22 protein-coding genes and 2 tRNA genes are annotated in these 24753 nt (G+C 37.2%); 9 read left to right on the top strand and 15 right to left on the bottom strand.

Features of this window, described 5'->3' with window-relative positions:
• Positions 1-98: 98 nt before the first annotated feature.
• The 7 genes from ABXZ36_RS05180 to ABXZ36_RS05150 form a co-directional block, all read right to left on the bottom strand.
• A complete protein-coding gene (locus ABXZ36_RS05180) occupies positions 99-2909 on the bottom strand; it encodes a helix-turn-helix and ligand-binding sensor domain-containing protein (protein ID WP_354614424.1) in 2811 nt (936 codons plus the stop codon).
• Positions 2910-2999: 90 nt separating this feature from the next.
• On the bottom strand, positions 3000-3275 hold the full coding sequence (locus ABXZ36_RS05175; RefSeq protein ID WP_354614423.1) for an ATP-dependent Clp protease adaptor ClpS: 276 nt from the start codon (positions 3273-3275) through the stop codon (positions 3000-3002).
• A 127-nt stretch (positions 3276-3402) separates the two neighbouring features.
• Complete coding sequence (locus ABXZ36_RS05170; RefSeq protein ID WP_354614422.1) at positions 3403-4260, bottom strand: M57 family metalloprotease; 858 nt, start codon at positions 4258-4260, stop codon at positions 3403-3405.
• A 114-nt stretch (positions 4261-4374) separates the two neighbouring features.
• On the bottom strand, positions 4375-5217 hold the full coding sequence (gene prmA, locus ABXZ36_RS05165; protein ID WP_354614421.1) for a 50S ribosomal protein L11 methyltransferase: 843 nt from the start codon (positions 5215-5217) through the stop codon (positions 4375-4377).
• 82 nt (positions 5218-5299) lie between these two features.
• On the bottom strand, positions 5300-6049 hold the full coding sequence (tpiA, locus tag ABXZ36_RS05160) for a triose-phosphate isomerase (RefSeq protein ID WP_354614420.1): 750 nt from the start codon (positions 6047-6049) through the stop codon (positions 5300-5302).
• A gap of 21 nt (positions 6050-6070) precedes the next feature.
• Positions 6071-7168 (bottom strand): BT_3928 family protein, encoded by a 1098-nt coding sequence (locus ABXZ36_RS05155; protein ID WP_354614419.1) that lies wholly within the window; start codon positions 7166-7168, stop codon positions 6071-6073.
• Positions 7169-7181: 13 nt separating this feature from the next.
• Positions 7182-7733 (bottom strand): DUF1599 domain-containing protein, encoded by a 552-nt coding sequence (locus tag ABXZ36_RS05150; protein WP_354614418.1) that lies wholly within the window; start codon positions 7731-7733, stop codon positions 7182-7184.
• Positions 7734-7837: 104 nt separating this feature from the next.
• Here ABXZ36_RS05150 and folP point away from each other — a divergent pair, with 104 nt between their 5' ends.
• Positions 7838-8659, top strand: a complete 822-nt coding sequence (folP, locus tag ABXZ36_RS05145) for a dihydropteroate synthase (protein WP_354614417.1) — start codon at positions 7838-7840, stop codon at positions 8657-8659.
• A 55-nt stretch (positions 8660-8714) separates the two neighbouring features.
• Positions 8715-9503 (top strand): diadenylate cyclase, encoded by a 789-nt coding sequence (locus ABXZ36_RS05140; RefSeq protein ID WP_354614416.1) that lies wholly within the window; start codon positions 8715-8717, stop codon positions 9501-9503.
• Between the two features lies 1 nt (position 9504).
• On the opposite strand, the gene ABXZ36_RS05135 is transcribed toward ABXZ36_RS05140, so the two are convergent.
• Positions 9505-11271: an ABC transporter ATP-binding protein gene (locus ABXZ36_RS05135; protein WP_354614415.1), complete on the bottom strand. Its 1767-nt coding sequence runs from the start codon at positions 11269-11271 to the stop codon at positions 9505-9507.
• 1 nt (position 11272) lies between these two features.
• Positions 11273-12022, bottom strand: a complete 750-nt coding sequence (gene truA / locus ABXZ36_RS05130; RefSeq protein WP_354614716.1) for a tRNA pseudouridine(38-40) synthase TruA — start codon at positions 12020-12022, stop codon at positions 11273-11275.
• 90 nt (positions 12023-12112) lie between these two features.
• On the opposite strand from truA, the gene ABXZ36_RS05125 reads away from it, so the two are divergent.
• A complete protein-coding gene (locus ABXZ36_RS05125; RefSeq protein ID WP_354614414.1) occupies positions 12113-12613 on the top strand; it encodes a metallophosphoesterase family protein in 501 nt (166 codons plus the stop codon).
• Between the two features lie 77 nt (positions 12614-12690).
• Here ABXZ36_RS05125 and ABXZ36_RS05120 read toward each other — a convergent pair whose 3' ends face one another.
• On the bottom strand, positions 12691-13101 hold the full coding sequence (locus ABXZ36_RS05120; protein WP_354614413.1) for a DUF4293 domain-containing protein: 411 nt from the start codon (positions 13099-13101) through the stop codon (positions 12691-12693).
• A 192-nt stretch (positions 13102-13293) separates the two neighbouring features.
• On the opposite strand from ABXZ36_RS05120, the gene rho reads away from it, so the two are divergent.
• From rho to ABXZ36_RS05100, 4 genes are all read left to right on the top strand, one after another.
• Positions 13294-14976, top strand: a complete 1683-nt coding sequence (rho, locus tag ABXZ36_RS05115) for a transcription termination factor Rho (RefSeq protein WP_354614412.1) — start codon at positions 13294-13296, stop codon at positions 14974-14976.
• A 425-nt stretch (positions 14977-15401) separates the two neighbouring features.
• Positions 15402-16208, top strand: coding sequence for a pyrroline-5-carboxylate reductase (gene proC, locus ABXZ36_RS05110; protein ID WP_354614411.1), 807 nt, complete (start codon positions 15402-15404; stop codon positions 16206-16208).
• Positions 16209-16211: 3 nt separating this feature from the next.
• Positions 16212-16982, top strand: a complete 771-nt coding sequence (proB, locus tag ABXZ36_RS05105; protein ID WP_354614410.1) for a glutamate 5-kinase — start codon at positions 16212-16214, stop codon at positions 16980-16982.
• A gap of 16 nt (positions 16983-16998) precedes the next feature.
• Positions 16999-18198, top strand: a complete 1200-nt coding sequence (locus ABXZ36_RS05100; RefSeq protein WP_354614409.1) for a glutamate-5-semialdehyde dehydrogenase — start codon at positions 16999-17001, stop codon at positions 18196-18198.
• Between the two features lie 71 nt (positions 18199-18269).
• Here the strand turns inward: ABXZ36_RS05100 and rpsT are convergent, their stop codons facing one another.
• The 4 genes from rpsT to proS form a co-directional block, all read right to left on the bottom strand.
• Positions 18270-18521 (bottom strand): 30S ribosomal protein S20, encoded by a 252-nt coding sequence (gene rpsT / locus ABXZ36_RS05095; RefSeq protein WP_354614407.1) that lies wholly within the window; start codon positions 18519-18521, stop codon positions 18270-18272.
• Between the two features lie 52 nt (positions 18522-18573).
• Positions 18574-18645 (bottom strand) — tRNA-Glu (locus ABXZ36_RS05090).
• 71 nt (positions 18646-18716) lie between these two features.
• Positions 18717-18788, bottom strand: a tRNA-Glu gene (locus ABXZ36_RS05085).
• Between the two features lie 78 nt (positions 18789-18866).
• Complete coding sequence (proS, locus tag ABXZ36_RS05080) at positions 18867-20342, bottom strand: proline--tRNA ligase (RefSeq protein WP_354614406.1); 1476 nt, start codon at positions 20340-20342, stop codon at positions 18867-18869.
• A gap of 99 nt (positions 20343-20441) precedes the next feature.
• Between proS and ABXZ36_RS05075 the strand changes: the two genes are divergently transcribed.
• On the top strand, positions 20442-21746 hold the full coding sequence (locus tag ABXZ36_RS05075) for a hypothetical protein (protein WP_354614405.1): 1305 nt from the start codon (positions 20442-20444) through the stop codon (positions 21744-21746).
• Between the two features lie 33 nt (positions 21747-21779).
• On the top strand, positions 21780-23288 hold the full coding sequence (locus ABXZ36_RS05070) for an OmpP1/FadL family transporter (protein ID WP_354614404.1): 1509 nt from the start codon (positions 21780-21782) through the stop codon (positions 23286-23288).
• A gap of 48 nt (positions 23289-23336) precedes the next feature.
• Here the strand turns inward: ABXZ36_RS05070 and ABXZ36_RS05065 are convergent, their stop codons facing one another.
• Complete coding sequence (locus tag ABXZ36_RS05065; RefSeq protein ID WP_354614403.1) at positions 23337-24734, bottom strand: T9SS type B sorting domain-containing protein; 1398 nt, start codon at positions 24732-24734, stop codon at positions 23337-23339.
• Between the last annotated feature and the right edge of the window lie 19 nt (positions 24735-24753).

The raw sequence follows: 24753 nt of genomic DNA, 5'->3' as shown, positions 1-24753 counted from the left end.
TGAGAAAGAAATAAAACAAAAGAAATCTTAACAAAACATTAGCAAAAGACGTTTTGTATAGGCAATGTTGTGGTAAATTTAAATATTGTTGTACTATGCTACAGGTTTAGAATATAATCTGTCAAGCTATTTTCATGAGATAGGTCCATTTTCTTTCTCAAACGATATCTTTTGACCTCTACACTGCGTACAGATATGTTTAGCAATGGAGCAATTTCCTTGGAAGAAAGATTTAATCGTAGATAGGCACATAAGCGTAAATCGTTAGAGGTAAGGTCTGAGTGAATAGCTTTAATTTTTTTTAAGAAATGTTTATCTGCATTATTAAAAGCATCCTCAAAAAATTTCCAATCATCTTCGTTATTAATGTTATTGTCTATAGTTTTAATAACGGCCTTAATTTTGGTGTTGTTTTCGCCCTTTTTTAGCTGGTCCTTTATATCATTTAAGAATTCGTTCTTTTTAATAATACTCATTGTAGAAACTGCTAGTTCCCTATTTTTACTTTCTATCTCTTGCTTTAACTTATCATTCTTAATCTGAACAATCTTACGTTGTGCTTTTAACTTCTTCTGTTTATTCTTTTTCTCATTTTCCTTTAATACTGCGTCTTGTTGTTTTCTATAGTAGGATTTATATCTTTTATGTACGAGGACGAAAATAATAATAGCTAAAATTATATAAATGATGAATGCCAAATTTGATGCAAACCATGATGTCTTTACAACAAAGGAATAAGCTGCTATGTTTTTTGAGGGTTCATTCCCAATCAAAGCTCTTACCTTAAAGGTATACTTACCATGTGGAAGGTTTTTGAATGACACTTCTCCAATATTTGACCAAGGACTCCAATTGTCGTACATACCTTCTAACACATACTGGTATTTAACTTCGGTATATTTGTCGAACACTGGAACACTATAAGCAAAGTTGAAATTATTCTCTTGATAGTTAAATTCATTTCCCCCTACCAATGACAGTTGCTCCTTAGTATTCTTTAAAGATTCTTTGGAGATTTTGTCAATTACTACCTCATAGGACTTTGTAGCAACCATATCTAGATTTAGAATAATATACCCATCAGAAGCACCAATTAAATATTCATCTTCCTTTAGATACTTCATACATTCAAAGCCCAAAACACCCAAACCTCTTCTCAGAGATGCGGTAATAGGAATTTTAAAGGTCTGAGGCTTGGTGTTAAACTTTCCTGAAGTCACATAAATTAAGTTGTTATTAGAAAAACCCCATAGCTTTCCTGTAATTTCATCAGTAATAAGGGTTCCTAAAATACCCTCCCCTCTAGAATAGAATTGGTAGGACATTAATGTATCCATTTGAAAAGTATCCAGCTTTTTATCGTAGTAATACATGCCCTCATTTTTATTGGAGGTATACCAGATTTTGTCCTCATACTTAGCCAAACTGGAACCGTAACCAAATGCTGGCCTACTCTTCTGTTTTATAACTTTTTTATATTCAGCATCAATAGTTAAGGTATAAATACCCTTTATTTCATGATTTACTAAAATCCTGTGATCATCGATAAATTCAAAAAAACGGGAAGAAATATCAAATCCTTCAATTTTATTACGAAATACCCATGCCCCATTTGTATTCTCCAAAACACTAAAGCCAGAATAATTTCCCTGCAATAAAAGCTTGGGATACCCTATAACCCTTTTAATATCCCAGGTACCTGGATAATCCGAAATTTTTGTCGCCCTATTCTCTTTGATAGAAAACGTGCCATTATTGTGACCACAAAACAGGTTGTCCCCAATTACGTTTAGACACCACACTTGGCCATTTGTATTTTCAACAGGCTTAAAAGGTTCTTGACTATTTTCAGGCTTATAAAATAGGCCTTGGTTGGTACCTATGTAAAGATTGCTTTGGAATATTGCCGCTGCGTAAACATCCCCAATCCTTCCTTTAAAATCTTTAAATTCCCTGAACGGGGAGTTTAAATTGATCATGCTAATGCCATTATCCAATCCTAACCAGACATTTTGTTCAGCGTCCTCAAATGCACTCAAAACCGTATTATTTGAAAGCCCGTGTTCTTTATTGATAGACCTTAATATTTTACCACTTAGATCAATCTGAAAGATTCCATTCGAAATAGTGCCTAAAATAATGTTTCCGTTACTTAATTGTAAACTGCTGTAGATATTAAGTGATGTTAATTCATCATTGGCAACAAGATTCCATTTGGAAAATGCCTTGTCTTCCAGAAGATAAAATTCCCCGAGTTCCGATAGAAAAACTACCTTTTTGCCCAAGGTAAAAGCTCCTACCAAGACATTTTTTTGAAATACTGCAGCATCAGAGACCAAAACTGCCTTTCCATTTTCAATTTTAAAAATTCCTTGGGTTATTTTTTGAAAGTAAACAGTATTACCTACCTTAAATATTTTAGCTCGGTTAGTTTTAGCTTCAATTATTTCAAATGTCCTATCCTTGGTATTATAGACATAAATACGATCCAAAGACTGGAATAATACCCAATCACTAAAATCTAAAATACTCCAAAACTGTTCATCCTCAATAAGCGGTTCCACTAATTGATCACTTAATGAGATATATTGAAGATTGCCAAATTCATCCTTCTCCCAATACCCAAAATCCATATAGGTGCCTGTATATATTAAGGATTCTATAACTTTTACAGACCGTAAAATAGTACCCTTAGGAGATTCGTACAATTTCCACTTTTCTCCGTTATATTCTAATAAGCCTGCATTATTGGCAACATAAATATGCTTATTAGGGGCTTGGGAAATCATCCAATTTTGATTGCCACCTTGGTAATCCCCAGGAGAATAGTTTTGTATAGGTGGTAATTCTTGTGAATACAGTAAAGTTGAAAGCAAAAAAAGAAATAGAAAAATATAAGGTACTTTCAATTTTTTTTTGATTTAAAATGTTGTGAATTCTAGGGTCAAAGAATCCGTGACAGTAGAACTTCAGTTCTCAGCTTAAGATTTAAAGTAGCACTAAACAATCTCCGCATTGAGCCCAGCCAACAACAATTTGCTACATCGTGGTTTTAGATCGCCATACTCTCCTGTCTTAACAGTACATTTTCCATTATAATGCACAATTAGAGAGCATTGTTCGGCCTGTTCGGAAGTGTGCTCACAAACCTTAATCAAGGTTTCAATAACATAATCAAACGTATTTACATCGTCGTTAAAAAGAATAATTTCGTTTTGATTGACTGTTTCTTCCTCGAGAAGCAATTGTTCCGAGAGTTTTTCTTTTGTACTCATGGAAAGCTATTTTTAACGAATATAATAATTTTTCGTTTTACATACATTGATTAATTGGACATATGACATAAAAAAAGTGCCCTTAGGGCACTTTTTAGCTATTGTAAGTAAATTCTATAGGTTTCAATTAATATAAATAATTTAAGCCAATGATATCATTGGCATTGAATTCTCCATCCTCGTTAGCGCTAAAACACGCAAGCATTAAAGATGTTGGGTCATATCCTTCTGGGGTACCTGGTATTGGATTTGCACCTACCCCTGCAGTACCTTCATTTGTGTTTTGACCACAGCTCTGTCTTGTTTGCCAATCTGTGTGTCTAAAGCCTACAGAATGTCCAATTTCATGGGTGATCACATGCTCATTAACATCTGTTGTGTAGTTGTCCAAGCCGTAGATTTGAATAAACTTGTTTGGGTTTCCATTACTTGGAAAACCAGCAGAACCTCCAGATCCAGAACCACTTGGATTGTAGTATACTACCATATCTCTATTGGAATAGTTGGTTCCAAAAGTTAGGGATAGAGAAATAGACAAGTTTAATCTGTTATAATTGTCCACTGCATATTGCAGAGCAGTACGCTCCTTAGTCGATAGCGCTTGGCTACCCCCTGTGTATCCAATAATGGTAAGAGTCCTTGGACTTACAAGATTGTTTGTATGATAGTTTTTTTCGGTGCTACTTTCAATTTTCTTCAAGCTCTCTAATTGTTCTTTGGAAAAAGTAATGTCGCCTTCTACCTGGATTCGTTTTTCGGTACTACCATCAGGCAGCATAAAGTCAACTACCTTGGTATCACCAACATTGTAATTGTTGCTTTTTAATAACCTTATGATATCATCCGTAACTTCTAAAGATACATCTTGTGATAAGGATTCAATGGCATTATCATCAATTTCCTGATTGTAATCATTATCTTTTTGACAGGCTACAAAGACCATCAAGAAAAGAGAAAAAACGGTGATAGATTTAAAATGTTTCATAATAATTTTTTTGTAATTAAATTAATCTATAGTTTACATAAGTAAGTATTAACTTACAATAAACACAGAAATATACTATATTTAATTATAAAACCGATTATTTACTCTTAAAATTTATGAAATACATTTAAATTTTACAGCCACCCAATTGTTTCTCTCAAGATTATTCTCAAACAAAAGCCCTACCTCCTTACACTTATCTAAAATGACGGGTATATCCTCGGAATAAAATCCGCTTAAAAATAACAACCCATTGGTATTCAAACAACTGACATAAGTTGGAATATCTTCCAGTAGAATATTCCTATTAATATTTGCGATGATGATGTCGTACTTTCTTCCTTCCAGGAGACTGGCATCCCCTTCGATCACTTTTATTTCTGGATGATGGTTGCGCTCCACATTTTCTAAAGCATTTAGATAGCACCAATTATCAATATCTATAGCCTCCACTGGAGAAGCACCCTTCATAGCTGCCAAAATGGCCAATACACCTGTGCCACTCCCCATGTCCAATACCGACTTACTAGTAAAATCATGATTGAGAATATGTTGCATCATCATGTAGGTGGTTTCATGATGTCCAGTTCCAAAACTCATCTTGGGTTCTATAATTATGTCATAGGTAACATCTGGCTTTTCGTGAAAAGGGGCACGTACCACACAAGCATCTCCAACCTGTATAGGATTAAAATTTTGCTCCCAGGTAGCATTCCAATTTTCCTGCTCAATTTCGATGATTTTATAATCTATATCGAAGTTGGGATTGTACAAGATTTGTATGGAAGCTATCATATCATCAGACCAATCTTCCTTTTTAATGTAGGCCAATGCGCCTACTTCGGTTTCCACAAAGCTTTCAAACCCAATCTCACCCAATTGGGCAATTAAAATATCCGTTGCTGGCTGCAATGGACTCACAGTAAAGGTATACTCTATGTAATTGTTGTTCTGCATACTGGATCTATTATTAAAGAAAGGGAATTCCTTGGCAGAAATCCCCTTCTTATTAGTACAATATTTTATATTCTTGATTTAATTAAATAGCCTTAATAATCGCAATAAAATCATCTACTACCAACGCAGCACCACCAATTAATCCTCCATCCACATCTGGCTTGGAAAATATTTCAACGGCATTGCCCGGCTTTACACTTCCTCCATAAAGAATTGATACGTTGTTGGCTATTTTTGCATCGTAAGTCTCTGTTAAGGTATTACGTATAAATGCATGCATTTCTTGCGCCTGTTCAGCAGAGGCTGTTTCCCCAGTACCAATAGCCCAAACAGGCTCATATGCTAATATTATTTTGGTCCATGCACTAGCAGGCAATCCAAACAATGCATTTTTTAATTGACTAGCCACTACCTTAAAATGATTCCCAGCTTTACGATCTTGCAGCTCTTCTCCAAAGCAAAACATAATTCGCATGTTCTTTCCTAGACCCGCAACCACTTTTTTAGCCAATATTTCATCAGTTTCTCCAAAATAGGCCCTTCTTTCCGAATGTCCTATTATTACTGTATCTACTCCAATATTCAAAAGCATGTCCGCAGATATTTCACCAGTAAAAGCGCCATTCTCAGCAAAATGCATGTTTTGGGCTATCACTTCAATGGCAGATGACTCCATGTGCTCCGCTGCCGAGGCTAAATTCACAAAAGTTGGAGCTACCATGACCTCGGCACTGGTATCAGGCAGTTTTGCTGATAATTCTGTAAGCAGCGACTCCGTTTCTTTATGGTTTTTGTTCATCTTCCAATTCCCTGCAACTATTTTACTTCTCATCCTATTCTATTTTAACTATTCCTAATTGAAAATTAAACTTTCTAGATCCTTATAATGCACTTTCTGTTCTATGGTACCTTTTTTAAGGACCAGCACCGCCGGGTTGGAACGAACAATAGTTTTTAAAGCCGTTTCATCCGTAAAATAAAAATCAAAATTTAATTGATATTCATCAATGATCATATTAGTGAATTGTTCATTCGATGCCGACATTCCGATAACCTTATACCCCTTATTCATTGCCCTATCAGTAACTTTTTTAATGTCAAAAAAAGCATTTAAGTTACTTTTTGCCAAGTCATAGGCAATAACCATAACTAATTTATCATCGGCTAATAGAGTTTCAGCCCTATCTTCCCCATCTTTCTCAATCGTAAAATCGTGAATGGGAGGTTCATACCCTTTTTGAATCTCTGTGGTTTCAACATCTACAAACTCCCCGTCTACCGCTGGGTAACCTCCATTGGTCACTATAACTTTTTCCTCCCCATTCACCATAAATCTCCACGCATAATCATATATTGCTTTTGGTGCATCGTCTGGAACGGTCATCCCTTCCTTTATATTAACTCCTATTTTATAAGGCCTAAAATCTTTGGCAGGTAAATGGTTCAGTACATAATTTGCGAATAATCCGCAGGCTACAATAGTCACCAATATGATGATTGACTGCACTTTTTTCCCAAATATTGATTTTATATGTTTGGTTCCGAAAAACAGGATCACAATGAGAATCAATAAAACTATATCCTTAGTAAAAGATTCCCAAGGCGTAAGTTTTATAGCATCCCCAAAGCACCCACAATCTGTTACCTTATTGAAATAAGCCGAATAGAAAGTTAGGAACGTGAAAAACACAATCATAAGCAAGAGACTCCAAACCGTAAATTTTACTTTGAATCCTACCAAGAGCATGATCCCCAAAACAACCTCCAAAATAACCACGAAAATAGAAATAGCCAGAGCATATGGCATCAGAAAAGGTAAATCAAGGACTCCTTGGCTAAAATATTCCTCCAACTTGAAAGAGAAACCCACAGGGTCGTTTAATTTTATAAGACCACTTATAATAAATAATATGCCAACAAAAATTCGACTAAACCCTACTAAATATTTCATATAATTATATAACCTAATTGTATTCGTCCTTGGATTCCAATAATATCATGGCAAAAATGGAATAATTAATCATGTCCTGATAATTAGCACCTATACCTTCGCTCACCAAAGTTTTACCTTTATTATCCTCTATTTGTTTTACGCGCAACAACTTTTGGAGAATCAGATCCGTAAGAGAACTCACCCTCATTTCTCTCCAGGCCTCCCCATAATCATGATTTTTGTCCTCCATGAGGGATTTGGTGGCATCTATATGCCTATTGTATAAGAAAAGTGCCTCTTCACTAGAAAGATCGGGCTGTTCTACTATGCCCTTTTCAATTTGAACAAGAGCCATAATGGAATAATTGATGATTCCTATGAACTCAGATTTTTCGTCTTCCTCTACCTTTCTGACCTCATTTTCTTGTAATCCTCGAATCCTTAGGGCTTTTATATATATCTGATCTGTCAATGAAGGGAGTCGCAAAATACGCCAGGCACACCCATAATCCTTCATCTTATTTAAAAACAGATCTCGACAAATTTTTACGACCGCATCGTATTGTTCTGAGGTTTGCTGCATGTAGTATTTCTAATTTGTGTAAATTTCGCTTAAAATTTTTAATTGTTCAAAGTTCACGGATCAAACTTACCTTTTAAACTACAAGTCTTTTTTATTTTAACCCTATGACCATTAACTGCAAAGGAAACTTAATAGACCTAAATATCCCAAAAGTAATGGGGATTTTAAATATTACCCCAGATTCTTTTTTTGATGGTGGTATGTATAAGCACGAGAAAGTGATATTAGAAAAGACTGAGCAAATGATAGAGGATGGGGCTATATTCATAGATGTTGGCTCTTATAGTTCTAAACCTGGTGCTACCCATGTATCACAAGAAGAAGAGTTAGGTAGGATTATTCCCATAGTGGAACTACTACTGAAGGAATTTCCTCAAATATTGTTATCTATAGACACTTTCAGGGCAGAGGTAGCTCACCAATGCCTGGATAGAGGTGCAGCCATGATCAATGATATTTCTGCAGGCAAAATGGACGCAAACATGCTCAAAGCAGTGGCAGATCATCAGGTCCCATACATTATGATGCACCTGAAGGGCACTCCACAAACCATGCAACAAGAAACATCCTATGAAGACTTAATGAAAGATATCTTATTTTATTTTTCCGAAAGGGTTGCGGCTGCAAGGGTGCTAAAAATTAATGATCTCATTATAGATCCCGGTTTTGGATTCGCCAAAACGGTAGCACAAAACTATGAACTCTTGCAGAAAATGGACCTTTTACAATTATTAGATCTACCTATTTTAGCAGGATTGAGCAGAAAATCTATGATCTATAAAATTTTAGGTACCGATGCCAAAGGGGCCCTCAACGGAACAACAGCCTTGAACATGGTAGCTCTAAACAGAGGAGCTAACATTCTAAGGGTTCATGATGTAAAAGAAGCCATGGAATGCGTTAAACTGAACCAAGCATTCCTATAAATACAAGCGATTTTTGGTTCACCTATTTTTCCTATTTTTACAAAAAACAGCTGCATTGGATTTTTTAAATTTTCTAGATTTTAAGATTACAGATTTTTTGGACATCATACTTGTAGCTATACTCCTTTTCTATATCTACAAATTGGTCCGTGGTACGGTAGCCATAAATATTTTCATTGGAATAGTCATTGTCTGGGCACTATGGAAATTAACAGAACTGGTGGAAATGAAAATGATCAGTAGCATGGTAGGAGGCTTCATGAATATAGGCCTTATAGCACTGATTATAGTATTCCAACAAGAGATACGAAAGTTCCTATTAATGGTAGGGTCTACGAATTTTGCATCCAAACGAAATTTTCTACGCCAATTTAAATTTCTAAAACAAGAAGCTCTAACTACCGAAATTGATGTGGAAGCCATAATAGGGGCATGTGACAGAATGAGCTCTTCCAAAACAGGGGCAATCATTGTCATAGAACGCAATAACTCTTTGGATTTTGTTAAATCATCTGGTGATAAAATGAATATAGAGGTCACCCAGCCCATTATAGAAAGTATCTTTTATAAGAACAGTCCATTACACGACGGAGCCGCCGTTATCCAAAATAATTTTATTGTGGCTACTAGGGTCATATTGCCCGTTTCAAATGAGCGCACAATTCCTCTACGCTTTGGATTGCGCCATAGAGCCGCAGTGGGTATTACAGAAAAAACAGATGCCTTAGCACTTGTGGTGAGTGAGGAAACGGGAACCATTTCCTATATAAAAAACGGTGAGTTTACACTATTTAAGGATTTGACAGAATTGACAAGCGTAATAAAAAACGATCTTATTTACTAGATTAAGCTACTTCCTCCGCCAAGAATTGAGCTTCGTACAAGTTTTTATAATAACCGCCTTTTTTTAACAATTCCTGATGCGTGCCAGTCTCAATAATTTCCCCTGCATCCATAACAAATATTTTATCAGCCTTCTTAATAGTAGCCAAGCGATGGGCTATGATAATAGATGTTCTTCCTTCTGTAATTTTTTCCGTTGCCTTCTGAATAAGTTGCTCTGAATAGGTATCTACAGAGGACGTGGCTTCGTCCAGAACCAAAATACTTGGATTGCTAACATAGGCCCTAAGAAATGCTATTAACTGTCGCTGGCCACTGGATAACATGGAGCCCCTTTCTCTTACGTTATATTGATATCCTCCCGGCAAACTGGAAATAAATTCATGTACTCCTATTTGTTTTGCGGCTTGTTCAATAGTTTCAAGTGAAATTGATTTATCCTTTAAAGAGATGTTATTGGCGATTGTATCCGCAAAAAGGAAAACATCCTGCAATACCACGGCTATTTTGGTCCTTAGTGAGGACAACTTAAACGTTTTAATATCTAAACCATCAATGGCTATAGTACCTGAATTTATCTCATAGAACCTGTTCAGCAAATTGATGATGGTCGACTTACCTGCTCCTGTTGCCCCAACAATGGCAATGGTCTCTCCAGCTTTTACCTCAAACGAGATACCGTGAAGTACTTCTTCATCCTCCAAATAACCGAAACGAACATCTTGGAAGGATATATTGCCTTGTACTTTTTTCATCTCCATCTCACCATTGTCTTCTATGGAGCTATTGGCATCCAAAATTTTAAAGACCCTATTTGCAGCTACCATTCCCATCTGCAGCGTATTGAACTTATCCGCTATTTGTCGTAATGGCCTAAATAGCATCTGTGACAACAAAATAAAGGAAAAAATAGTGCCATATTCTTCTTGACTAATTCCTGTTACATTCTGTACCCCTCCGTACCAAACTATAAGTCCTATAGTAATAGACGAAACAATTTCTGCAATTGGAAAAAAGACAGAGTTGTACCAAACTGTTTTTAACCAAGCATTCTGATGCTTCTCGTTAATTTCACGGAATTTTTCACGCTCCAATTTTTCTCTATTGAACAGTTGAACTATTTTCATTCCAGTAAGTCGCTCCTGAACAAAAGAATTTAGATTGGAAACTTCTGCCCTCACTTCTATAAAAGCCACTTTCATGGCTTTCTGAAATAATCGGGTTGCATATAACAACAAGGGTAAGATGGCGAAAACAATGAGTGATAGCCTCCAATTCATGACCAACATCACACCTGCAACCACAAACATCTTTAATAAATCTGATACGATTACAAAAAAGCCTTGGCTGAATATTTCGCCAATACGCTGCATATCTGCCACGGCCCTAGTCACCAATACACCAATAGAGGATCCGTCAAAATATTTCATTCTAAAACCAATCATGTGTTTAAATAGGGCTATTCGAATATCCCGAATAACAGATTCCCCCAACCAATTGGCATAATAATTAAAGGATAATTGACTTAACACCTCACCTAATAAAACCGCAGACATGATTAGAATTAAATTTAATAATTTTTCATCATCCTTGTTTTTAATGGCTACCTCTACAATATCACCCACCAGAATTGGGGTCAATACTGCGAATACAGATAATAGAATCGCAGCGAAGGCTACCCCGTAAAAGGTGGTGCTATACGGCTTTGTGTGCCTCATCAACCTCTTGAACAACCTCATATCAAAGGCTTTACCTGTATCTTTATCCATATTATGAATTCAATTTTATATGCGAAGGATAACTCACTTTTGTCAGGTACAACCCTTTTGCTGGTACAGAAACCCCTGCCTTGCTCCTATCCTTACTATTTATTATTTCCTCAACGTCTACCAAAGTGGATTTGCCAAGACCAACCTCCACTAGTGTACCCACAATTGCACGAACCATATTCCGTAAAAATCGGTCTGCTGAAATGGTAAAAACCAAAACATTTCCCCGAATAGTCCATTCGGCCTGCTTTAACTTACACAAGTAGGTTTTTACATCAGTATTTGATTTTGAAAAGCATTCAAAATCAGTATAATTCATCAATAAAGAGGCTGCCTCGTTCATCTTATCCAAATCCAACTTAAATTTAATATAATGAGCCGAATCCATTAAAAACGGACTTTTTTCTTGCACAACCCAATACTCATAGGTCCTTTCCAAGGCATCAAATCGCGCATGGGCTTCATTGGGAACCTCAAAAATTCCACCGATTGCAATATCATCAGGCAGAAAGGCATTCATTCGGTAACAAAGATCTTCCCTATCCTCTAAGCCATCTACCTCAAAATGGGCATACATTTGTTTGGCATGTACGCCAGCATCAGTTCTTCCCGCACCCATCAATTCCACCGGCTGTCTTAGGAGGATAGAAAAACTTTCTTCCATCACCTGCTGTACCGTTAAGGCATTGGGCTGTTTTTGCCATCCATGGTAAGACTTCCCAAAGTATGAAAAGGCAACAAAATATCTCAAACGAATACTGTATTTTTGTGTTGACAAAGATACCTTAATCCTCCCAAACAGAAATCCAACAGCACCATAATTTAGCATATTTTAAGTTTTATGACTCGAATTTTACTCCTTTCTGACACGCATAGCCACATAGACGAAGCCATATTAAAATATGCCCAACAGGCAGATGAAATTTGGCATGCCGGCGATATAGGTCAATTGGAAGTCACGGATACCCTACAAAACATCAAACCCGTTAGGGCCGTTTATGGCAATATTGATGATTACAAAGCAAAACTCGAATTTCCTCTGGACAATAGGTTCACATGTGAAGGGGTAGACGTTTGGATAACCCATATTGGTGGGTATCCAAACAAATACAATCCAAGAATACGGGAAGAGATCAAAGCAAATCCTCCAAAATTGTTCATCACAGGCCACTCCCATATTTTAAAGGTTATGTGGGACAAAAAATTAGAGTTACTACACATGAATCCAGGAGCCTGCGGAAAACATGGGTTTCATGCAATTCGTACTATGTTGCGTTTTACTATTGATGGAAAAGATATAAAGGATCTGGAAATAGTGGAATTAGGTAAACGTGGGGCGTAAGATTGGAGATTTTAACCCATTAAAAAACCCGGGAACAACCCCGGGTTTAACGCACTAATAAAACTAAAATGTTAGGCTTAACGCAAACGATCAACAGATTTTATAAGATCCTCATCCTTTTTTATGGCCCTATTGGCCAATACTAAAAAAACGATAGAAAAGATAGGAATCAGCATCCCAATACCCTTCTCAGAAATGTTACTTTCTCCGGATAAGTTTAGCGATCGATAAACGAATAATCCTAGTAAAAAAATATTTAATATCATATTCAACCTGTTAACTACAAATTGATTTTTTCTGTTTTTAAATAGCAAAATGCACACTAATGCCAATACCGCAGACACATAGAATACCAAAGATACCATAATTTCATTTGCAGCATAAATTTCATTACCACTGGCATCTGACCAAAGATTAATCCAAAAAGGAAAAACCCCAGTCAAAAGGATGACAACTAATAAATAAATGGTTTGTATTCTTTGAATCATGGTTTTTATTACTAAACACCAGCAAAAATAAGCGTCTTTTTAAGAATTATCCATGAAATATTGAAAATAATTTGTAATATTGCTATGTTATTAGTTATCACACTTACCATCAAGGGGATATCATTATCCAGTAATACCCAAATAACAATACACTTCAAATTTTCAATTCAAGTATAATTTATTCAACACTTAATGTTTGAAATTTCAGATTTAAAATCAAAAAAGCTTCCTGAGCTTCAGGATATAGCTAAGGGTTTAAATATTTCCAAGTACAAAACTCTAAAAAAATTGGATCTAGTTTATCAAATTCTAGATGTGCAAGCCTCTAACCCAAAGGCCACAGTAACAGTTTCGGCTGCTACAGCTGGCAGTGAGGAACAAAATGAATCCAAACCAAAGAGATCAAGAGTCTTAAAGGAAAAAAGCATGCCGGTAAAAGGGGAGCGTACCCCAAACAAACCAAGGAGTGTTTTTAAGGATTCGAATGACACCTCAAAACCAGATTCCGATAGTGTTTCAAAACCAGAAGAAGCTGCTACTCCGGCAGCGGATACTAAAGACAATCCACCTTTAGAAAGAAGGCCACGTCCCCGTCCACAGCAAAATAATTCAAAAGAAGCGCACGAAAAAAAGGAGCACCCTAAAAGCCAGGCGCCACAAAAAATTTTGAATAAAAAACCTGTTCATCAAAAACAGGACAAGAACAATAGTAATTTTGATAAGGACTTAAAAAACAGGTATAAGGAACCAGAATTTGAATTCGATAGCATTATTGAAAGTGAAGGAGTCCTTGATATCATGCAAGATGGATATGGATTTTTGAGATCTTCTGATTACAACTACCTGTCATCACCAGATGACATTTACGTTTCCCAATCCCAAATAAAATTATTTGGATTGAAAACTGGGGATACCGTTCTTGGTAATGTTCGTCCACCTAAAGAAGGAGAAAAATATTTCCCGTTGATCAAGGTCAACAAAATAAACGGACTAGATCCTCAAATCGTAAGAGACAGAGTGTCATTTGAACATTTGACACCTTTGTTTCCACAGGAAAAATTTAATCTTGCCGAACGTCAAAGCACAATATCTACCCGTATTATAGACTTGTTCTCCCCTATCGGAAAAGGACAGAGAGGGATGATTGTAGCCCAACCTAAAACAGGTAAAACGATGTTGTTAAAAGACATCGCTAATGGAATTGCAGCGAACCACCCTGAGGTGTACCAAATCATTTTATTGATAGATGAACGTCCAGAAGAGGTGACAGACATGCAGCGTAATGTACGTGGTGAAGTAATTGCCTCTACGTTTGATAAAGAGCCTACAGAACACGTTAGAGTTGCCAATATTGTTTTGGAAAAAGCAAAACGGTTAGTAGAATGTGGCCATGATGTGGTTATTCTTTTAGATTCAATCACCCGTTTAGCACGAGCTTACAACACGGTACAACCAGCCTCTGGAAAAGTATTAAGTGGGGGTGTGGATGCAAATGCGCTTCATAAACCAAAAAAATTCTTTGGTGCTGCCCGTAATATTGAAAATGGAGGATCACTATCCATTATAGCTACAGCACTTACAGACACCGGATCCAAAATGGACGAGGTGATATTTGAAGAATTCAAAGGAACAGGTAACATGGAACTTCAATTGGATCGCAAGATATCCAACAGAAGGATTTTTCCTGCTATTGACCTTACTTCTTCCAGTACTCGTAGAGATGATCTATTGTTGGATGAAAACACCATCCAACGTATGTGGATCTTACGCAAGTACCTTGCGGATATGAATCCTGTTGAAGCCATGGAATTTATTGAGCAACGAATTAAACAGACCAAAAATAATGAGGAGTTTTTATTGACCATGAATCAGTAAAAATCAAATTATTCAATTATAGATCAACTCCAATAACACTAACCTGGTATTGGAGTTTTTTTTTGAATATATAAGAAAGATGCTACAGATAATTATCTTACTATTTACTGTTTCAATTACATACTACCGTTAAAAGAAGAGGTTCTTTTATTTGCTTTTGGGCTAAAAATTGCCTATATTAGGTAAATACTGACAGATCTTCACCCTTATCTTTAACATTTAAGAACCATTTTTAATGGATTTAAATAGTTTATTTAAATTCCTTTGAATTTACATCGTACTCATATCATACGATAAGCGCTTGGTATAACTATTTCTTATAGTTCTAACATCCATAAAAGTCATACTCTATAGTCAATGTGTCAGCTTCGCATGGTAATTGCAGCATATTAGGGTGAAATAATATTAACAACTAAAAAATCTACATGAAAGTATTAGTAATAGGCGCAGGAAACATGGGTCTAACGTATGCGGAAGCAATGTCCAAGTCGAAATTATTAAAAAAAAGAAATTTAATGATTTTGGACAGTTCCCCAGAAAAAATCCTGTCCCTTAAAAAAATATCACATTTCGACGTATTTGAAAAATTGGAAGATTGCCTTCCAAACGCAGACCTTATATTCCTAGCCGTTAAACCATACCATAGCGAGGAATTGTTTGCTAAAATTAAATCATTATCCAACCCAGGCCAAATTGTAATTTCCATTATGGCAGGGGTTACTATTAACACAATGCAAGAATCCATGGGTATTCCTAAAGTGGTTCGTGCTATGCCAAATTTACCTGCCCAAATAGGAAAAGGAGTGACTTCCTACACTGCATCTGAAGAAGTGTCTCGAATAGAATTGCTAACCATAGAAAACCTGTTGGACACCACAGGTAAATCTATATTCGTAAGTTCCGAGAAATTTATAGATGCCTCTACAGGAATATCAGGAAGTGGTCCGGCATACGTTTTTTACTTTATGCAAAGTATGATGGAAGCCGCCTTAAAAATGGGGTTCAATGCTAACGATAGTAAAGTTTTGGTAAGCAAGACTTTTGAAGGCGCAGTTGAATTATTCAATCAATCGGATCTATCCCCAAACTCATGGATGGATAAGGTAGCCTCTAAAGGAGGCACTACCAGAGCCGCATTGGATTCAATGGATGATAATAATGTTAAGGAATTAATTAAAGAAGCCGCGTATTCAGCATTTAATAGAGCTGTAGAACTAGGCGAAGAAAAATAAATCATGTACAAGCAAAGAGTAGTTATAAAAGTTGGCACCAATGTGATGACCAACAAAGACAACAGAATTGTAAAACCTGTACTAGACCATTTGGTGCAACAGATAGCAGAACTATATGAAAGGGACATAATGTCAATCTTGGTTTCCTCTGGATCGGTTATAGCCGGAATGGAAGTGATGGGCGAAAGCAAGATAACAGACAAAGGTACTCGCAGGCAGGTTTATTCCGCTATAGGACAACCACGAATGATGCGCCATTACTATAACATCTTCCAAGACTATGGCATGAAATGTGCCCAAGTATTGGCTACCAAAAGGGATTTTAATCCTGGCAATCACAGGGAAAACATGATTAATTGTTACGAAGCTCTTCTTTCTGAAGGAGTCGTTCCCATAGCAAACGAAGATGATGCAGTAACTTTAACTGATTCCATGTTCTCAGATAATGATGAGCTTGCGAGTTTAGTGGCAGAGCTTACAAAAGCAGATAAACTGATTATATTAACCGATACGGAGGGCTTATATACGGGACATCCTGATGATGAGGACACAGAAGTCATAAAGAATGTCAAAGTGGATCAAAACGTAGAAAAATACATCAAAACTATTAAAAAAGGAGAAGCTGAAGGACGAGGCGGAATGGGCTCTAAATTAAATATCGCCAAAATGACCGCCAATAAAAATATCACGACTTATATCGCAAATGGAAAAAGGAAGAATGTTATTTTGGATATAATGGATGGTAAGAATGTTGGAACGAAAATCACAATCTAATTATTAAAAAAAATTAATGAAGTTATTACATACAGATATAAAAAATAAGGTCTTGCAATCTATGATGAACATCCTGGATCGCAAAAGGGAAGCAATCATTGCCGCCAATAGAAAGGACCTTGATCTTTTTGACAAAACCGATAGAGCCATGTACGATCGCCTTATTGTTAACGACAAAAAAGTGGACGGAATGATTCAATCCATAAATGAGGTAATGCAGCAAGAGGATCCCGTTGGGAAAATAAAATCTGAAAGGATTTTAGAGAACGACTTAAAGATTCAAAACAAAACGGCTCCTTTTGGCACCATTATGATCATCTATGAGTCAAGGCCTGATGTTACTATAGAAGCCTCTGTATTGGCTTTTAAAGCCAATAACAGAATATTATTGAAGGGCGGAAAAGAAGCGCTACACAGCAATCAAATCTTGGAAGCTTGTTGGCATGAAGCATTAAAAGAAAACAGTCTTGACATAGATTGGATAAAGTTGATGCATCTGAACAGGGGTGAAACTCAAGAATTTCTTAAAAATCCAACGGAGAAACTAGATTTGATCGTGCCTAGAGGTGGAGAACGTCTCATTGCATTTGTAAAAGAACATGCTACATGTGCAGTCCTTATTAGTGGTAGGGGAAATAACTTTTTATATGTTAGTAAAGATGCCAATTGGGAACAAAGTTTAAAAATTATTCTCAATGCCAAAACTGACAAGATCTCAGCTTGTAATGCTTTGGATAAAATCTTGGTAGATACTCATATTGAGGATTACCAAGAAAAAATTAAAGAGTTAAAAGAGGTTCTGAATGACAATGGAGTTTCCATTTTAGTGGACAACAAGATTGGAAAAATATTGCCAGAAGAAGAAGCTATAGAGAATGAAGCAATCTGGTATCAAGAATTTTTGGCTATGAAATGTTGTCTTGGAGCCGTGGATACATTGGATGAAGCGATTCAAAAGATAAATAAGTATTCAGGAGGACATTCTGCAACTATTATGACAACTCATAAAGATGCCGCCAAGGAATTTATGGACCAGGTAGATAGTGCTGCAGTATACCATAATGCATCTACACGCTTTACTGATGGCGGACAAATGGGCGTTGGCGCAGAATTAGCCATTAGTACTGACAAATTGCACCACAGGGGACCACTTGGATTGGAACAATTGGTCACCAATAAATATTACATATTTGGTGACGGACAGATACGAGTTTAATATTCAATGAACTCCATCAAAAAAAGCCTCGTAAACGAGGCTTTTTTTTGATATAATAAAACTACTTTAACTTATAAAGTAGCTAATTTTTTCATTAAGTTACTCTTAAGGTTTGCAGCCTTATTAGCATGAATGATTTTGCGCTTGGCTAATTTATCAATCATCCCAACAACAGTTGGCAACAATGTTTCTGCAGCTTTTCTATCTTCCTCGCTACGCAATTTTTTGATTGCATTACGGGTAGTTTTGTGCTGGTATCTGTTACGCAAGCGCACTGCTTCGTTTCTTCTAATTCTCTTTAATGCTGACTTGTGATTTGCCATTTTATCTTATTGTTATGTTTTTAAATAGACCTAAGGCCCTAAATCAAATGTGTAGTCCGTAGGGGAATCGAACCCCTGTTACCAGGATGAAAACCTGGCGTCCTAACCCCTAGACGAACGGACCATTATTTTTGGTATCATGAATTGCTTTTTTTTAAATAAAACAATTCCCAAAAAATATTTTAACTAAACTTGTAGTCCGTAGGGGAATCGAACCCCTGTTACCAGGATGAAAACCTGGCGTCCTAACCCCTAGACGAACGGACCATTACATTGCATAATTGCGGATGCAAAAATACAATTATTTTTTACTATTGCAACACCTACAGAATATTTTTTTACTTTTTAATATGCCTTTGCAAATAATACTCTTTTAGTAGCAGGTTTTCCTGTAACCATGCAACTTCCAGCTTCTTCTTTAGCATCAATTGGAATGCAACGGATTGTTGCTTTGGTCTCTTCTTTTATCTTCTCCTCGGTTTCCAAGGTACCGTCCCAGAAGGCAGAAATAAAACCTCCTTTATTTTCAAGCACTTCCTGGAACTCTTGATAGGAATTCACTTCAGTGATATGGGTTCTTCTATGCTCCAACGCTTTTTTGAATATGTTTTGCTGGATATCCTCCATCAAAAATTCAATTTTAGAAACCACCTCATCAGCATGTATCGTTTCCTTCTCCAAGGTATCTCTCCTAGCCACTTCGTAAGTATTATTATCCATATCTCGCTGACCAATCGCTAAACGCACTGGAACTCCCTTTAATTCATATTCGTTGAACTTAAAGCCTGGCTTGTGAGTATCCCTATTGTCATATTTTACAGAAATGCCCTTGGCACGCAACTCCTTAACTAGTGGCGCAACCCTTTCAGAAATGGCATCTAATTGATCCTCCCCTTTATAAATAGGCACAATTACCACTTGGATAGGAGACAATTTTGGAGGAAGCACCAACCCATTATCGTCACTATGGGTCATTACCAAAGCACCCATCAATCTTGTGGAAGCTCCCCATGAAGTAGCCCATACATATTCTTGATTGCCTTCCTTGGTGGTAAATTTAACATCAAAGGCCTTAGCGAAGTTCTGACCAAGAAAGTGGGAAGTTCCTGCTTGTAATGCCTTGCCATCTTGCATCAACGCTTCAATACAATATGTTTCCACAGCACCTGCAAAACGTTCACTTTCTGTTTTAATTCCCTTAATAACGGGCATTGCCATAAACTCTTCGGCAAATTCAGCATAAATATTCATCATCTGTTCTGCCTCTGCAATGGCCTCTTTCTCAGTGGCGTGAGCAGTATGTCCTTCTTGCCATAAAAATTCAGCTGTTCTTAAAAACAGACGGGTTCTCATTTCCCAACGCACCACATTGGCCCATTGGTTAATTAATAAAGGCAAATCTCGGTAAGACTGTATCCATCTCCTATAGGTATCCCAAATAATGGTTTCAGAGGTTGGCCTAATAATTAGCTCTTCCTCCAATTTGGCGTCAGGATCTACAATAATACCACTACCATCCTCTGCATTTTTCAACCTGTAGTGGGTAACTACCGCACACTCTTTTGCAAATCCTTCAACATGGCTGGCCTCTTTACTCAAATAGGATTTGGGGATAAACAACGGGAAATAAGCATTTTCATGCCCCGTTTCCTTAAACATTTTATCTAATTGAGCTTGCATCTTTTCCCAAATAGCGTAGCCATAAGGCTTAATAACCATACAACCTCTAACTCCCGAATTCTCAGCGAGATCCGCTTTTACTACAAGTTCATTATACCATTTGGAATAATCTTCTGCTCTTTTCGTTAAATTTTTACTCATATTAGTAAGTTTGGCACAAAACTTGCGACTTTATTCTTATAAGAAATAGTTCGGCAAAACTAACTATTTTTACTATGTTCAACAATTAAATTTACAACGATGATACAAACTGCACCCCTTAAAAAAATTAGAACGGCATCCTTTATTGCCCTGATAGGCATTTTAGGGGTCTCCTGTGGGTCCTACCAACAGGCATCATACTACAACGATGGTATATACGCAGACAACAATAGACCAATGGTCGAGTCAAGATCTAGAGCAGTTGTTCAAGAGCCGCAACAAGATCAAACCAATACCTATGGTGAATATTTTGGGCAAAGAGCTAATGAATACCAAGACATCTTGGAAAGCGAAGTATTTACGGATGTAGATGGCTACTACAGCAATGTAGAACAAGATAACTTGGATGTTAACCAAGATGACAATTACTATGCCCAGAACAATACCTATAATGGGCAACCAGGATGGGGAGATAACCCACAATCTATAAGCATCAATATGTATGACAACAACTGGGGCTGGAATAACCCTTGGTTATGGAATGACCCATGGTTATGGAATGGTGGATTTGGATATAACAATTGGGGCTGGGGTGGTGGCTTTGGCTGGAATCGTGGATTTGGATATAATAACTGGGGCGGTGGACTTAGTTGGGGCTTCGGTTGGGGTGGTATTTACGGTTGGAATATGAATAATTGGGGCTGGGGAGGCAATGGCTGGAATAGACCTTGGTATGGCCACTACAACAATTATAACAGGGCATATGGTTATAATAGTGGAAGAAGAGGGTACTACAATGGCAACAATTCTATCCGAGATATAAATTCCACTGCGCTAAGAGGTAGATCTAATTTAAGCACTTCTAGCACTAGGGGTAACGATACTAGATTTAGGAGCACCACCAATAGAAGCAATGTAAACACAAGAAGTGCGACCTCTAGAAATTCTAGTACTTACAGAAATGGGATCACGTCTAGAAGAACAATTGGTGTAGATGCCGCACAAAGGAACAGTTCTTACCGAACTAGCAGAAGCTCCAGAACAGCACCTAGGTATGATTATAATGGAGCTAGGAGCTCCCAAACATATAGAGGTACTTCACCACAGAGCAGCTCTTATCAAAGCCAAAGATCTCCGTCAAATAGAAGCTATTCACCAAGGACTTCTACCCCTAGCTCATCAAGATCTAGTGGAAATTACAGAAGTAGTGGTAGCAGTAGCTCTAGAAGTTCCGGAAACAACGTACGCAGCTCCAGTGGAAGCAGTTCAAGAAGTTCTGGTAATGTAAGAAGTTCTGGGGGCAGTAGCTCCAGAAGCTCTGGAAGCGTGAGGAGCTCTAGTGGCGGCAGTTCTGGTGGTTCCAGAAGTTCTGGTGGTTCTTCCTCTAGGGGAAGAGGAATTTAAATCCATTGCGTTCTAAATTAAATATCACAAAACATGAAAAGGAAATTCACTTTACTACTGTTCTTCGCATGCCTTGTTGCCAATGCCCAGAACATTACAGATGTACTTAGATATAGTACTGAAAACATACAGGGAACAGGAAGATTTCAAGGACTTAGTGGAGCATTTGGCGCCTTGGGAGGAGATTTATCAGCCCTAAATATTAACCCGGCCGGTTCTGCCGTTTTCAATAACAGTCAGTTTTCAATTTCTGCATCCAATTACTATAGAGACAACAGGGCTAGCTATTTTAATGACACCTCCACCTCCGATTTAAATTCACTAGACATTAACCAATTGGGAGTTGTGTTTGTTTTCAATAATACGGATAGTGAGGCAGATTGGAAAAAAGTGTCTTTGGCTTTGAATTATGACGTAGTTCAGAATTATGACGACGACATTTTTATTTCGGGTAGTAGCAATCAGGGTATCGATACCTATTTTTTAAACTTCGCAAAAGGCGTTCCTTTTGGTCCCTTATTGTTGCAAAATGGTGAATTTATCGAAGAAGCTTATTTAGATATTGGTTCTAGTCTAGGTTTTGTAGATCAACAAGCATTTCTTGGTTATTACGGCGGTATTATAGACCCTGTAGATGAGAATGATAATAACAACACTGCCTATATTTCTAATGCTCAATATAGTACTGTAAACCAACAATATTTTAAGAGAACCTCTGGATTCAATAGCAAGTTTACGGTAAATTTAGCCACACAATACCAAGAGAATCTATACTTGGGGGCTTCGTTAAATTTTCATAATGTATCCTTCAATCAATTAACCACCCTAAGGGAAAGTGGGTATGATAACAATTCCGAAATACAGCTCACTACTTTTGATAACCTATTGCGTACCGATGGGGCTGGATTTTCATTAAGTCTTGGAGGAATTGCAAAATTGAACGAAAATATAAGAATAGGCGGCAGCTATCAATCCCCTACTTGGTATCGATTAACGGATGATACTGCCCAAAGAATAAGTTCTGATTTGGCCGATGACGACATAGGATTTATCAACTTTAATATTGTGAATCTTTTTGAACGCTACACCATTAAAACGCCTGCAAAACTTACAGGAAGTTTAGCAGTTATCTTTGGAAAAGATGGGTTATTGAGCTTTGATTATGGATATCAAGATATGTCCCAAGCAGAATTGAGACCTACAAACGACCCAGCCTTTCAGTCCGAAAATGCCTTTATCAGCAATGAGCTTGGCCGCGTTTCTTCCTTTAGAGTAGGTGGGGAATACAGGATTGACAGAGTGAGTTTAAGAGGAGGTTACAGATATGAGCAAAGCCCATATAAAAATGGCTTCACCATTGGCGATCTCAATGGCTATTCGGCAGGATTAGGGTACAATTTTGGGATAAGTAGATTAGATCTTGCCTTCAATAAAACAGAACAGGATTTAAATCAACAATTATATAGTACGGGATTTGATACACCAGCAACTATCAATAATAGAAACACAAATATGACCTTGGGATACACCTTAAATTTCTAAGGAAAAATAGAAGTAGAGAAAAAACCAGCAAATGCTGGTTTTTTTTTGTTATCGGACCAAAGAGAAATGGGTTCTTAATGTTTTTGCTACAATAATACCTTGCTCGTCCCTAGAATATTCCATTTTAAACCAATAATCTGACGAAGGCATAGGGTTTCCAATATACGTACCGTCCCATCCCAAGGTATTCTCATCTAATTGTTTTAAAAGCTTTCCATAACGATCAAAAATAAAGACGACTGGATCTACTAATGTTTCAATTCCTTTTACATTCCAGAAGTCATTAAATCCATCAGCATTGGGGGTAAAAAATTTAGGATAGCCCACCACTAAAAACGGTATAGGATCTGTGGTTCCGCATCCATTTTTATCATTAATAATGACTGTATTTTCCCCAGGAGGCACATCGAGGAATATTGGAGAATCTTGAAATTCACCCCCATTGATAGCATACTCATAGGAACCGTCACCATCTACTACTATTTCAATATTATTACTATCCGAAAGATCGGACAGGATAATAACTTCATCCAAAACGGGCATTCCATAATAGGTGATCAAAATATCATCTGTTATTACAGTAGCCAAACTTGTTTCTATCTCCACATAATATCTCCCAGAGTTGGGACTTGTAACTGTTAATTGGGTTGCCCCAGGGCCAGTTGCCAAAACAGCATCAATGGTCCCGTCGTCCTCATAATCAACACTCCAAGTGACATTAATAATGTCTGGACCTGCAGGTGAGTTTAACGCACTTAATACGATATCCGGATCATCCTCGCAGGCATAGATATCCAATCCTAAAAATTCATCCCTTAGCGTACAATCCAAAGCAGAATTTTGATCATCATCCACGGAGGTTCCAGTAAAAGTTAAGGAAAATGGCTCCGGATCCCCATCAAAATTAGTATTGAAATTATTGATCAACAAATAGTAGATTTCACCTGCGGTAACATCTAACCATTCATCATAGGTGTTTTGGCTTCCCGTTAAAAATGGGGCACCCTGCTGTCCGTTTGTAGGATTTACACCTATTCCCGTAAAATCGGTATTATTTACTTCATAATTACACCTTATGGGCTGTGCATTTCCGCTACTAATGGCACCACAATCCACATCTGGACCATAAAGAGCAAAATCCCATTCGGCCGTTGAAGACAGTGCTTCTATATCAAACCCAATTTGTCCGTCCGTACCGGCCCGAAACACATACCAAGAGGTATTGTTTTCTATATTTGCGGATGCCACACTCCCCTTTTCCAAACATCCGGATTGACGAATGACATCAGGATCAAAATCATCAATATCCCCTCCTCCATCAGTCTCAGACAAGATGGGTGCATCGGCACATACGGGAATAGCACTTCGACAATCAGGGGAATTCTGTGCCGTGGTTATCCCGGTAAACAACAGCCAAAAACACATTGAATAAAAAAGAATTCGCATAGATTATGGGGCTATCGTG

Origin of the sequence: Sediminicola arcticus (assembly GCF_040566695.1) — a bacterium.
Taxonomy (GTDB): Bacteria; Bacteroidota; Bacteroidia; order Flavobacteriales; family Flavobacteriaceae; genus Sediminicola; species Sediminicola arcticus.
This window is presented reverse-complemented; position numbering and strand designations above follow the sequence as displayed.

Bases quoted from the DNA above. Each gene is read 5' to 3' on its own strand.
- ABXZ36_RS05175 (WP_354614423.1), bottom strand. From the start codon at position 3,275: ATGAGTACAAAAGAAAAACTCTCGGAACAATTGCTTCTCGAGGAAGAA.
- ABXZ36_RS05170 (WP_354614422.1), bottom strand. From the start codon at position 4,260: ATGAAACATTTTAAATCTATCACCGTTTTTTCTCTTTTCTTGATGGTC.
- prmA (WP_354614421.1), bottom strand. From the start codon at position 5,217: ATGCAGAACAACAATTACATAGAGTATACCTTTACTGTGAGTCCATTG.
- tpiA (WP_354614420.1), bottom strand. From the start codon at position 6,049: ATGAGAAGTAAAATAGTTGCAGGGAATTGGAAGATGAACAAAAACCAT.
- ABXZ36_RS05155 (WP_354614419.1), bottom strand. From the start codon at position 7,168: ATGAAATATTTAGTAGGGTTTAGTCGAATTTTTGTTGGCATATTATTT.
- ABXZ36_RS05150 (WP_354614418.1), bottom strand. From the start codon at position 7,733: ATGCAGCAAACCTCAGAACAATACGATGCGGTCGTAAAAATTTGTCGA.
- folP (WP_354614417.1), top strand. From the start codon at position 7,838: ATGACCATTAACTGCAAAGGAAACTTAATAGACCTAAATATCCCAAAA.
- ABXZ36_RS05135 (WP_354614415.1), bottom strand. From the start codon at position 11,271: ATGGATAAAGATACAGGTAAAGCCTTTGATATGAGGTTGTTCAAGAGG.
- ABXZ36_RS05125 (WP_354614414.1), top strand. From the start codon at position 12,113: ATGACTCGAATTTTACTCCTTTCTGACACGCATAGCCACATAGACGAA.
- ABXZ36_RS05120 (WP_354614413.1), bottom strand. From the start codon at position 13,101: ATGATTCAAAGAATACAAACCATTTATTTATTAGTTGTCATCCTTTTG.
- rho (WP_354614412.1), top strand. From the start codon at position 13,294: ATGTTTGAAATTTCAGATTTAAAATCAAAAAAGCTTCCTGAGCTTCAG.
- proC (WP_354614411.1), top strand. From the start codon at position 15,402: ATGAAAGTATTAGTAATAGGCGCAGGAAACATGGGTCTAACGTATGCG.
- proB (WP_354614410.1), top strand. From the start codon at position 16,212: ATGTACAAGCAAAGAGTAGTTATAAAAGTTGGCACCAATGTGATGACC.
- ABXZ36_RS05100 (WP_354614409.1), top strand. From the start codon at position 16,999: ATGAAGTTATTACATACAGATATAAAAAATAAGGTCTTGCAATCTATG.
- rpsT (WP_354614407.1), bottom strand. From the start codon at position 18,521: ATGGCAAATCACAAGTCAGCATTAAAGAGAATTAGAAGAAACGAAGCA.
- proS (WP_354614406.1), bottom strand. From the start codon at position 20,342: ATGAGTAAAAATTTAACGAAAAGAGCAGAAGATTATTCCAAATGGTAT.
- ABXZ36_RS05075 (WP_354614405.1), top strand. From the start codon at position 20,442: ATGATACAAACTGCACCCCTTAAAAAAATTAGAACGGCATCCTTTATT.
- ABXZ36_RS05070 (WP_354614404.1), top strand. From the start codon at position 21,780: ATGAAAAGGAAATTCACTTTACTACTGTTCTTCGCATGCCTTGTTGCC.
- ABXZ36_RS05065 (WP_354614403.1), bottom strand. From the start codon at position 24,734: ATGCGAATTCTTTTTTATTCAATGTGTTTTTGGCTGTTGTTTACCGGG.